At 68.3% G+C, this 10,912-nt stretch carries 10 protein-coding genes; 7 read left to right on the top strand and 3 right to left on the bottom strand.

What is annotated here, in order from left to right:
- Position 1 precedes the first annotated feature (1 nt).
- Positions 2-2,074, top strand: a complete 2,073-nt coding sequence (locus tag NNZ72_RS17810) for a hypothetical protein (RefSeq protein WP_257316778.1) — start codon at positions 2-4, stop codon at positions 2,072-2,074.
- Between the two features lie 337 nt (positions 2,075-2,411).
- Positions 2,412-2,948, top strand: coding sequence for a glyoxalase superfamily protein (locus NNZ72_RS17805; RefSeq protein ID WP_257316777.1), 537 nt, complete (start codon positions 2,412-2,414; stop codon positions 2,946-2,948).
- 178 nt (positions 2,949-3,126) lie between these two features.
- On the opposite strand, the gene NNZ72_RS17800 is transcribed toward NNZ72_RS17805, so the two are convergent.
- Positions 3,127-3,627 carry a GNAT family N-acetyltransferase gene (locus tag NNZ72_RS17800; RefSeq protein WP_257316808.1) on the bottom strand — a complete coding sequence of 167 codons (501 nt, stop codon included), beginning with the start codon at positions 3,625-3,627 and terminating at the stop codon, positions 3,127-3,129.
- 289 nt (positions 3,628-3,916) lie between these two features.
- Between NNZ72_RS17800 and NNZ72_RS17795 the strand changes: the two genes are divergently transcribed.
- A complete protein-coding gene (locus tag NNZ72_RS17795; RefSeq protein ID WP_257316776.1) occupies positions 3,917-4,903 on the top strand; it encodes a glutathione S-transferase family protein in 987 nt (328 codons plus the stop codon).
- Between the two features lie 8 nt (positions 4,904-4,911).
- Here the strand turns inward: NNZ72_RS17795 and NNZ72_RS17790 are convergent, their stop codons facing one another.
- The gene (locus tag NNZ72_RS17790) at positions 4,912-5,412 is read right to left on the bottom strand and encodes an NUDIX domain-containing protein (protein ID WP_257316774.1); all 501 of its coding nucleotides are present in this window, start codon (positions 5,410-5,412) and stop codon (positions 4,912-4,914) included.
- Positions 5,413-5,510: 98 nt separating this feature from the next.
- Here NNZ72_RS17790 and NNZ72_RS17785 point away from each other — a divergent pair, with 98 nt between their 5' ends.
- The 4 genes from NNZ72_RS17785 to NNZ72_RS17770 all read left to right on the top strand — a co-directional run bounded on the left by NNZ72_RS17785 (position 5,511) and on the right by NNZ72_RS17770 (position 8,667).
- The gene (locus NNZ72_RS17785) at positions 5,511-6,413 is read left to right on the top strand and encodes a metallophosphoesterase family protein (RefSeq protein WP_257316773.1); all 903 of its coding nucleotides are present in this window, start codon (positions 5,511-5,513) and stop codon (positions 6,411-6,413) included.
- Positions 6,414-6,518: 105 nt separating this feature from the next.
- Positions 6,519-7,124 carry a hypothetical protein gene (locus tag NNZ72_RS17780; protein ID WP_371747780.1) on the top strand — a complete coding sequence of 202 codons (606 nt, stop codon included), beginning with the start codon at positions 6,519-6,521 and terminating at the stop codon, positions 7,122-7,124.
- A gap of 174 nt (positions 7,125-7,298) precedes the next feature.
- Entirely contained in the window at positions 7,299-7,817 is a 519-nt protein-coding gene (locus tag NNZ72_RS17775; protein ID WP_257316772.1) for an RNA polymerase sigma factor, read from the top strand.
- Between the two features lies 1 nt (position 7,818).
- Complete coding sequence (locus NNZ72_RS17770) at positions 7,819-8,667, top strand: anti-sigma factor family protein (protein ID WP_257316771.1); 849 nt, start codon at positions 7,819-7,821, stop codon at positions 8,665-8,667.
- Between the two features lie 173 nt (positions 8,668-8,840).
- Here the strand turns inward: NNZ72_RS17770 and leuA are convergent, their stop codons facing one another.
- Positions 8,841-10,547, bottom strand: coding sequence for a 2-isopropylmalate synthase (gene leuA, locus NNZ72_RS17765; RefSeq protein WP_257316770.1), 1,707 nt, complete (start codon positions 10,545-10,547; stop codon positions 8,841-8,843).
- Positions 10,548-10,912: the final 365 nt, after the last annotated feature.

Here is a 10,912-nt window from a genome sequence, read left to right as displayed (position 1 = left end):
CATGACCGTCACCTTCGCCCCCCTCCTGCCTTGGATCGCCGTCGCGCTGATCGCCGCCTTCGGCCTTGTCGTCGCCGCCCTCGGCCTCTGGCGGGGCCTGAGAGGAGCGGCCGTGCGCGCTCTGGCGCTCGCCCTCCTCGTCGCCACGCTTGCCAATCCCGTGCTGATGCGCGAGGACCGCGAGGCGCTGACCACCATCGTGCCCGTCGTCGTCGACCGCAGCCAGAGCCAGGCGAGCGACGGGCGCACCGCGCAGGCAGACGCCGCGCTGGAAGGCCTGAAGGAACGGCTCGCGCACTATCCGCGCATCGAGCCGCGCATCGTCGAGGCCGGCGACGACGGCACCTCCGACACGCCCTCGACGCGCCTGTTCGAGGCGCTGTCGGCGGCGATCGCCGACGTGCCGCGCTCGCGCATCGGCGGGGCGATCCTGATCACCGACGGGCAGGTGCACGATATCCCGGACGCGAGCGCCTTCTCCGGCTTCGACGCGCCGGTGCATGCGCTCGTCACCGGGCGGCCGGACGAGTTCGACCGCCGCATCGAGGTCGTCAGCGCGCCGCGCTTCGGCATCGTCGGCGAGCCGCAGGAACTGACCTTCCGCGTCGTCGACGACGGCGCCTCGCCCGGCGGCGCGGCGCGCGTCACCGTGCGCCTCAACGGCAACGAGATCGCCGCGGAGACGGCCGCGCCCGGCACCACGCAGCCGCTCGGCTTCACCGTGCCGCGCGGCGGCAACAACATCCTCGAATTCGAGGTGGAGGCGGTGGACGGCGAGATCACCACGGTCAACAACCGCGCCGTCCACGTCATCGAGGGCATCCGCGAGAACCTGCGCGTGCTGCTCGTCTCCGGCGAGCCGCATGCCGGCGAGCGCGCCTGGCGCAACCTCCTGAAGTCCGACACGGCGATCGACCTCGTCCACTTCACCATCCTGCGGCCGCCGGAAAAGCAGGACGGCACGCCGATCCACGAGCTGTCGCTGATCGCCTTCCCGACCCGCGAGCTCTTCGTCGACAAGATCGGCGAATTCGACCTGATCATCTTCGACCGCTACCAGCACCGCGGCGTGCTGCCGATCCTCTACTACGACAACATCGCCCAATATGTGGAGAACGGCGGCGCGCTGCTGATCGCCGCCGGCCCCGAGCATGCGGGCGACGATTCCATCGCCGGCACGCCGCTTGCCGCCGTGCTGCCGGCCACACCGACCGGCGCGATGAACGTTACCGCCTTCTATCCGCGCCTCTCCGAGCTCGGCCAAAAACACCCCGTCACCCGCGGGCTGGAAGGGGCCGGCGAGGAGCCGCCGCACTGGGGCCGCTGGTTCCGCACCGTCGACGTCGCGCGGCCGGAGGGCAATGTCGTGATGGAGGCGAACGGCGGCAAGCCGCTGCTCGTCCTCAACCGCGCCGGCAAGGGCCGCGTCGCCATGCTGCTCTCCGACCAGGGCTGGCTGTGGGCGCGCGGCTTCGAGGGCGGCGGCCCGCACGTCTCGCTCTACCGCCGCACCGCCCACTGGCTGATGCAGGAGCCGGCGCTGGAGGAAGAGGCGCTGACGGCGCGCGCCTTCGGCCGCACGCTGCAGATCGACCGCCAGACGATCGGCGACGCGCCGGGCAAGGCGACGCTGAAGCTGCCCTCCGGCGGCACCGAGGAGGTGACGCTGGAGCCGTTCCAGCCCGGCCTCTACCGCGCCGAGATCCGTACCGCCGAGACCGGGCTCTACGAGATCACCAATGACGACCTTTCCGCCCTCGTCCATGTCGGCGCCGTCGACGCGCCGGAATTCAAGGCGACCGTCTCGACGACGCAATCCCTGAAGCCGCTCGCCGATGCGACCAGGGGCACCGTGCGCCGGCTTGCGGGCGAGGACGGCGAGGCCGTCTCGCTGCCGCCGCTCCTGCCGGTCTCCGGCAAGGTGCGCGCCGCCGATCCGAACCGCCTGTCGCTCAGCCTGACCGACGAGACGGTGCTGAAGGGCATCGATTCGCTCCCCCTCTTCGCCGGCTTCGCCGGCGTCGGCCTGCTGCTGCTCGCCTTCTCCGCGACGTGGTATCGCGAGGGGCGCTGAGGGGAGCCCCTCATCCGGCCTGCCGGCCACCTTCTCCCCGCAAGCGGGGAGAAGGAAACGGGTCGCATCGTTTTCCCGGATCATCGCCGCCTCGCAGGGCAGGTCCCCTCTCCCCGCTTGCGGGGAGAGGGTTAGGGCGAGGGGCGAACCACATTTCCCACTGGCGCCCTGCCTTCCCTTCCGCTATCGTCCCCGCACGGCCGGAGGCGGCCGGCAGCCCGCGCCGCAAGGCATGGCGAACGCCTCCTCACACGCTTTCCTCGACCGTTCACCGTTGGGCGAAGACGTCGGCAATGCGGGCACTGACGACAATTTCGCCGGAACGAGAGGAACGGACATGCGCGACCATCGCGATGCCAAGGCCATGGCGAAGACCCTGCGGGAAACGCTCGCCGCCCGCAACACCGACATCACCCACAGCGAAGCCCTGGAAATCGTCGCCCGCCAGTTCGGCGTCGACACCTGGAACATCCTGTCCGCGAGGATCGAGGCGAAACCCGCACCGGCCGGCATCGCCTTCGAGCAGGCGGTGCCGATCGTGCGCATCTTCGACGTGGCGAAGGCGCACGAATTCTACCTCGGCTTCCTCGGCTTTTCCGTCGACTGGGAGCACCGCTACGGCGACAACTTCCCGCTCTACACCCAGGTCTCGCGCGGCGGCCTCAGGCTGCACCTTTCGGAACATGCGGGCGACGCCACGCCGGGCGGCTGCATGGTCGTCTACATGAAGGGCATCCGCGCCTTCCAGAAGGAGCTGATCGAAAAGAACTACCGCTACATGAAGCCGGGGCTGGAGGACGAAGGCATGCGGCTGGAGGTGACGGTGACCGACCCCTTCCAGAACCGCATCCGCTTCATGGAGCTGAAGGGGTGAAAATGCCCCTCATCCGCCTGCCGGCACCTTCTCCCCGTAAACGGGGAGAAGGGAAACGCGGCGGTGGCTTCCCGTTGGAAAACGGCACGTCATATCCCTTCTCCCCGTTTACGGGGAGAAGGTCGCGGCAGCGGGATGAGGGGCAGCTTCATCCGGACCGCTCTCCGGCTCGCCTGCGTCACTCCCGCCACCCGATGACGCCCTTCAGCCTTGCATGGACATCCGCGGCAAACGGCATGACGAGCACCCGGGCGGGATCGACCGGCCCGGGAAAGAGGAGCGCCTTCCAGGCCACCGTCTCGAAACCGAGCGGCCCGTAATAGGGCGGGTCGCCGACGAGGATCACCGCTTCCGAGCCCTTGCGCCGGGCGGCCTCCGCGGCGATCCGCACCAGCTCCCGGCCGATGCCGCGGTTCTTGTGCGAGGGCCGGACCGCGAGCGGCCCGAGCAGGTGCCCCGCGACGCCGCCGGCGAGGATCGGCGTCATGCGCACGGAGGCGATCGTCTCGCCGTCGTCGGTGCAGATGAAGGAGAGCGAGCGGTCGTGCGGTCCCTGCTCGCGGATGCGCGCGGCGGCGCGCACATGCCGGCCGGGGCCGAAGGCTTCCTCGTTGATGATTTCGATTGCCGCGTCGTGGGAGGCGTCTTCCGTCAGATAAACGAGATCGTGCTTGAGCATGTTCATGAGCATGGGGAACCGGATACGAAACGATGGATGCGGGTGATCGCGCCGCGAGGGGCGCGGGCGTGGAGCATCAGCGTCGTCGTGGGTTTCCCGTGTGGAACATGTCGTCTCTTCCCCCGGACCGGCCGCCTTCGCGCGGTCCATGTCCTGCGCCGATAGCAGAATTTCCGCCCCTGTCAAAGCGCAAAACGCACTGTTCACGAAAATGCGCCTGTCCCGGCCGCCGTCCTGCGCTATCTTCCGGGGCACGACAACACCGCCGGACGGCGGGAAGGAGAAGATCATGGGCATGCTCGTTGACGGCGTCTGGCAGGACGTCTGGTACGACACGGCATCGACGAAGGGCCACTTCAAGCGCTCCGCCGCGCAGTTCCGCAACTGGGTGACGCCGGACGGCTCGGCCGGGCCGAGCGGCGAAGGCGGCTTCGCCGCGGAGGCCGGGCGCTACCATCTCTACGTCTCGCTCGCCTGTCCCTGGGCCCACCGCACGCTGATCTTCCGCAAGCTGAAGGCGCTCGAGGACCTGATCCCGGTCTCCGTCGTCGATCCGCTGATGCTGTCGAAGGGCTGGGAGTTCAAGGGCGAGAATGGCGGCACGGTCGATCACCTCTTCGGCGCCAAGACGCTCGCCGACGTCTATCTCGAGGACGACCCGCACTATACCGGCCGCGTGACGGTGCCCGTGCTGTGGGACAGGAAGCAGAGCCGCATCGTCTCCAACGAATCGGCGGAGATCATCCGCATGTTCAATTCCGCCTTCGACCGCATCACCGGCTCGCGCGAGGATTTCTATCCGGCGGCACTCCGCGCCGAGATCGACGCGCTGAACGACCGGATCTACGACGCGGTCAACAACGGCGTCTACAAGGCCGGCTTCGCCACGACTCAGGGAGCCTACGAGGAGAACGTCACGAAACTCTTCGCCATGCTGGACGAGCTGGAGGAGCGGCTTTCCCACCGGCGCTATCTCACCGGCGACCGCATCACCGAGGCCGACTGGCGGCTGTTCACGACGCTCGTGCGCTTCGACCCGGTCTATGTCGGCCATTTCAAGTGCAACCTGCGCCGGATCGCCGACTATCCGAACCTCTCCGGCTACCTGCGCGACCTCTACCAGGTGCCGGGCGTCGCCGGGACGGTGAACTTCGATCACATCAAGCAGCACTATTACCGCAGCCACACGATGATCAACCCGACCGGCGTGGTCCCCCTGGGCCCGATCCTCGACCTCGACGCGCCGCACGGCCGCGGCCGGCTGGCGGCCGCCTGACGGGCCGCCTACCAGACGTCGGCGAAGGGCACGCGCCCGGCGATCTCGTCGAGGCGTCGGCGCGTCGCCTGCGTGGCGTCGGCCGGCAGGGCGTCGGGCGCGAAGAAGCCGGTCTCGACGATCTCGCGGTCCGGCGGGCGCGGCGCCACCTGGCGCACGCCGTCGCAACGGTAGAGCAGCACGTGGTCGCGCTTGCTGATCTTGCGGTTGAAATAGACGTGCAGCAGGCGCGGCGGCGCGCCGAGTGCGAGGTTGCCCTCCTCGCGCATTTCCTTGGCGAGCGCCTCGCCCGCGGTCTCCCAGCGCTCGATGCCGCCGCCGGGCAGGTACCAGCCGGGCACGTAGCTGTGGCGGACGAGGAAGATCCGGCCCGCCTCGTCGAAACAGGCCGCCCGCACGCCCATGGTCATGCCGCGGGCGACGGCGAAATAGGAGTGCAGCACGCGCGTCGCAAGGCGCGCGAGCAGCGATCGTCTCAGGGCGGCGGTTTCCGCAGTGTCCGGCTCCATCGCCGCACTTGGCCGCAAGTGCCGCGGCAAATCAAGGCCGTCCCCGCGAAACCCAAGGGAATCGTTTCCTCCCGCCGGCTAATGCTCTAAGGAAAGGCATGTTCAGACTTGCCCATATCTCGGACGTCCACCTCGGGCCGCTTCCCGCCGTCACGCTCCTGGAGCTCTTCTCGAAACGCATCACCGGCTTCGTCAACTGGCACCGCAACCGCCGCCGGCATCTCTTCGCCAACACGCTCGACATCGTGCTGGAGGACCTGGAGCGGCGCGACCCGGACCATCTGGCGATCACCGGCGATCTCGTCAACCTCGCCACGCCGCTGGAGATCGCCGCGGTCAAGCTCTGGCTGCCGGAGGTGGGCACGCCGGAGAACGTCTCGATCGTGCCGGGCAACCACGACGCCTATGTGCGCGGCGCCTACGACAAGTCGACCCGCGCCTGGTACCCCTACATGCGCGGCGACGCGGCCCCCGCGGAGTGGCGCGAGGACATGCACGTCTTTCCCTATCTGCGCGTGCGCGGCCCGGTGGCGCTGATCGGCTGCTCCACGGCGGTCGCCACGCCCCCCTTCGCCGCCAGCGGCTATTTCGGTCCCCGCCAGGCGCGCGAGACGGTGAACCTCTTGCGGGCGGCGGGCGAGGCCGGGCTCTTCCGCGTCGTCATGATCCATCATCCGCCGATCCACGGCGCGACGTCGCTGCACAAGCGCATGATCGGCATCCGCCGCTTCGCCGCCACCATCTCCACCGGCGGCGCCGAGCTGGTGCTGCACGGCCATACCCACCTCGACACTATCCACTGGCTGCCCGGCCAGGAAAAGCCGGTGCCGGTCGTCGGCATCGCCTCGGCCTCGCAGGGGCCTGGCGGCCACAAGCCGCCCGCCGGCTACAACATCTTCGACATTTCCGGCGCGCCCGGCCGCTGGAACGTCATGCGCGAGCGCTTCGCGCTGACGCCGGACGGCCTCGCGCTCTCGCTCGCCGAGACGACCCGCTTCTGAGCCTCTCCGAATAAACCCGGCGGATGATCCGTAACGGCTCACAGAGCGTCAAGCCGCTCGAGCCGCGCGCCTTCGGCCGCCGATCTTCGCAAAGGGGGACCATTCATGACGATGCCTCGCCACACCATGCTGCTGACGGCCTGCGCGACGCTCGCGCTGGCGGCGATGCCGCTGGCCGCCGCCCGCGCCGCGGACGCCGACACCACCACGCCGCCCGTCGCCACCGAGACGACGACCGAATGCACCGACGGCAGGATCTGGAACGACGAGAAGAAGGAATGCGTCGAGCCGGAGGCGCTGGCGCCGGCCGAGGGCGCGACCGGGGAGGAAGAGAAGGAATCGCGCCGCCGGATCGACGACATCCTCTACGAGGCCGCGCGCGAATTCGCCTATGCCGGCCAGCACGGGAACGCCATCCGCGCGCTCAGGGCCGCCTCCGACCAGGAAGACCCGCGCATCCTCAACTACATGGGCTACAACAGCCGCAAGCTCGGCGACATGGCGCTCGGCATGGACTACTACCGCCGCGCGCTGGAGAAGGACGAGAACTACATCCTCGCCCGCTCCTACATGGGCCAAGCGCTCCTCGAACAGGGGGACGTCGAGGGCGCCCGCGTCCAGCTCGTCGAGATCCGCGACCGCGGCGGCGAAGGCACCTGGGCCTATCGCGCCCTCCTCGAATCGCTCGGCGGGACGCGGGCGACCTATTGATCCGCCGGCCCGCCGCCGGGCAAAGCGGCGCGCCGGCTGGCCGGCAGCACGGGAAACTGCGCTGCCGGGCGGCTTCGCGCTTGCGGACCCGGGGAAGAATGTTTCATATCATGGCTCGCCGCCCGTCCGGGGTGCGAATAGAGTTTTGATCCAGAACGTCTCCCTGGGAAAGCAATGCGTCCGACGGCAGAAACGAATGAGTTCCGGCGAGAATTGGTCAGTCTGCTGCCGAAGTTGCGCCGCTTCGCCATGACGCTCACGCGCAACAGCAACGACGCGGACGATCTCGTGCAGGAAGCGTGCGAGCGGGCCATAACGCGAAGCCATCTGTGGAACGGTGAAGGCCGGCTGGAAAGCTGGGTTTATGCCATGACGCGCAACCTCTGGGTGGACGAGATCCGCAAGCGAAAGGTCCGCACAGGGTCGGGGACGGTAGACGTCGGCGAGCAGGACAACCTGCATGTCGAGGCGTCGGCCGACAAGGCGGTCTATGCCAAGCAATTGCACAAGCTGATCATGACCATGCCGGAGGGGCTTTCGAGCGTCTTCCTGCTGGTGAACGTCGAGGGGCACAGCTACCGGGAGGCCGCGGATATCCTCGGGATACCGATCGGCACCGTGATGAGCCGGCTCTCGGCGGCGCGCATCCGGCTCGCGGCCATGATCGCAGAACAGACGGAAAGGAGGGCCTGACGTGGAAAGCACACAGGGTCTCCCGCTCGAAGTACGGCTGTCGGCCTATCTGGACGGACAGCTGCCGGAAGCGGAAATGGACGAGATCGACGGCATCCTGGCGAAGGACGACGAGGCCCGCACGGTATTCGAGAAGCTGAAGCGCGGAAGCGAGTTCGGCGCGCGCGCCTTCGACAGGCTCCTGCAGGAGCCGGTGCCGCTCGAGTTGGTGCGCGGCATCAGGCAGGCCGGCCAGGCGGACGACGACGACACGCCGGCCGGCATCGCCGCCATCCCGGCCGCCGCGGGCGCGCCGCGCCGGCGGGTTACGGGCTACTGGCCGCGCACGGTCGCCGCCTCGCTGGCGCTCTTTGCCGCCGGCGGCGCGCTCGGCTATCTGGTCGGCGAGCGGCACGACGCGAGCGCGCCGCTGAACCTCGCCGCCGCCCGCACCTGGCTCGACGACATCGTCGACTACCACCGCATCTATTCGCGCCAGACGCGCCACCTCGTCGAGGTGCCGGCAAGCGAAGGCGCCCATATCGCCGAATGGCTCTCGCAGAGCACCGGCGTCGCCTTCACGCTGCCCGACCTCTCGGGCCAGAAGCTCACCTTCGAGGGCGCGCGCCTGCTGGTCGCCGGCGGCAAGCCGACCGCCCAGCTCATCTATCGCGACGCGGAGGGGGAGATCTTCGCCATCTGTTTCCTGCAGAGCGACATGGCCGGCGGCGAGACGGGGCTGACGGAGACGATGCGCAACGACCTCGGCCTCGTCTCCTGGCAGAAGGGCAACGCCGCCTACGTCGTCGTCGGCCCCTCCGCCGACCCCGACCTGCAGCGGCTGGCGGAGACGGTGTTCTCGACGATCTGAGGGGGCCGCCCCTCATCCCGCTGCCGCGACCTTCTCCCCGTAAACGGGGAGAAGGGGACCGAGGCAAGGGCTTCCTCAAATCCGGAAAATAGTGCGGCATATCCCTTCTCCCCGTTTACGGGGAGAAGGTGCCGGCAGGCGGATGAGGGGCAGCGCCGTCCCTCCCACCAAAATCATCCCCGCGCCTCAAGCACCCGGTTCGCCGCCGAGACGATCGCTTCCAGCGACGCGGTGACGATGTTGGTGTTGATGCCGACGCCGAACAGCTTTCCGCCCGGATGCTCGACCTCGACATAGGCGATCGCCGCCGCGTTGGAGCCCTGCTGCAGCGAGTGCTCCGAATAGTCGACGACCGACATCGGCACGCCGAGATAGATCGACAGCGCGTTGATGAAGCCGTCGATCGGCCCCGTTCCCGTGCCCTCGATGCGCTTGACCTCGCCGCCGTCGGTGATCTCGGCGGCGACGATGCGCACGCCCTTGCGCTCCGGATCGGGATAGGTGTGGTGGTCGACGAAGCGCAGCCGCGTGCCGGGCTGCGTCACGTAGCGCTCCATGAAGCGCGCATGGATGCGCTTCGAGGGAAGCTCCACGCCCTCCTCGTCGGTGATGCGCTGGATGTCCTCGCGGAATTCGACCTGCAGGTTGCGCGGCAGGTTGATGCCGTAGTCCTGCTGCAGGATATAGGCGATGCCGCCCTTGCCGGACTGCGAGTTGATACGGATGATCGCCTCGTAGGAGCGGCCGACGTCGCGCGGGTCGATCGGCAGGTAGGGGACCTCCCACAGCGGCTTGTTGGCCGTCCTGATCGCCTTCATGCCCTTGTTGATCGCGTCCTGGTGCGAGCCCGAGAAGGCGGTGTAGACCAGCTCGCCGACGTAAGGGTGGCGCTCGGGGATCGTCATCTCGTTGGAATATTCGTAGACGGCCTTGATGCGCTCGATGTCGGAGCAGTCCAGCATCGGGTCGACGCCCTGCGTGTACATGTTGAGCGCCAGCGTGACGATGTCGACGTTGCCGGTGCGCTCGCCGTTGCCGAACAGCGTGCCCTCGACGCGGTCGGCACCCGCCATCAGCCCGAGCTCGGTCGCGGCGATGCCGGTGCCGCGGTCGTTGTGCGGGTGCAGCGAGACGATCAGGCTCTCGCGGTTGTCGAGGTTGCGGCACATCCACTCGATCTGGTCGGCATAGACGTTGGGCGTCGCCATCTCGACGGTGGACGGCAGGTTGAGGATCAGCTTGTTTTCGGCCGTCGGCTTGACGATCTCGGCGACCGCGTTGCAGATCTCCAGCGCCACCTCCAGCTCGGTGCCGGTGAAGCTCTCCGGCGAATATTCGAAGCGGTAGTCGCCGCCGGCCTTCGCCGCCATGTCCATGATCATCCGGGCGGCGTCGGTGGCGATCTGCTTGATGCCGGCGACGTCCTTGCCGAAGACCACGCGGCGCTGCAGCTCGCTGGTGGAATTGTAGAAGTGGATGATCGGCTTGTGCGCGCCCTCCAGCGCCTCGAAGGTGCGGGTGATCAGCTCCGGCCGGCACTGCACCAGGACCTGCAGCGACACGTCCTCCGGCACGTCGCCTTCCTCGATGCACCAGCGGGCGAAGTCGAAGTCGGTCTGCGAGGCCGAGGGGAAGCCGATCTCGATCTCCTTGAAGCCCATGTCGAGGAGCAGGCGGAACATGCGCGCCTTGCGGTCGTGGCCCATCGGGTTGACGAGCGACTGGTTGCCGTCGCGCAGATCCACCGAACACCAGATCGGCGCCTTGGCGATGGTCTTGCCCGGCCACGTGCGATCCGGGAGGTTCACCTGCGGATAGGGCTGGTACTTGATGGCGGCTTCAGGCATGCCCTGCCTGCGGGGATGGATATTCGCAGTCATCGCGTCTTCTCTTCGTTTTCCCGGCGTTCGCGACAGCGTCTTAGCGCAACGGACGGCGCTTGGCGACGGCGAATGCTGGCCGCTGGGGCCGGAACAAGCTGGAAAGATGGGTGTACGAGGAGCTATGGCCTGACGGGCTTTTCGGCCGCCGGGCGCTCCTCAGCGGACCCGGCAACCGCGCGTAAGGCCGAGAAGGAGAAGCGAGGTGAAGCCGCGCGAACGCTCGCGGACAGCGGTGCTGCCGCGGGAAACCCGTTCGATGATCTGTGCGCCGGTCTTCAACATGGGTGGGCTTATAGCGGGGGCCGCGGGAAAGCGCAAGGCCGATGCGGCGGATTCGGAAGGTGCCGCCTCTCATCCCCCTG

This window comes from Shinella pollutisoli (genome assembly GCF_024609765.1).
Lineage (GTDB): Bacteria > Pseudomonadota > Alphaproteobacteria > Rhizobiales > Rhizobiaceae > Shinella > Shinella pollutisoli.
Note: the sequence above shows the minus strand (reverse complement) of the source record. Positions and strands in the feature narration are given on the sequence as shown.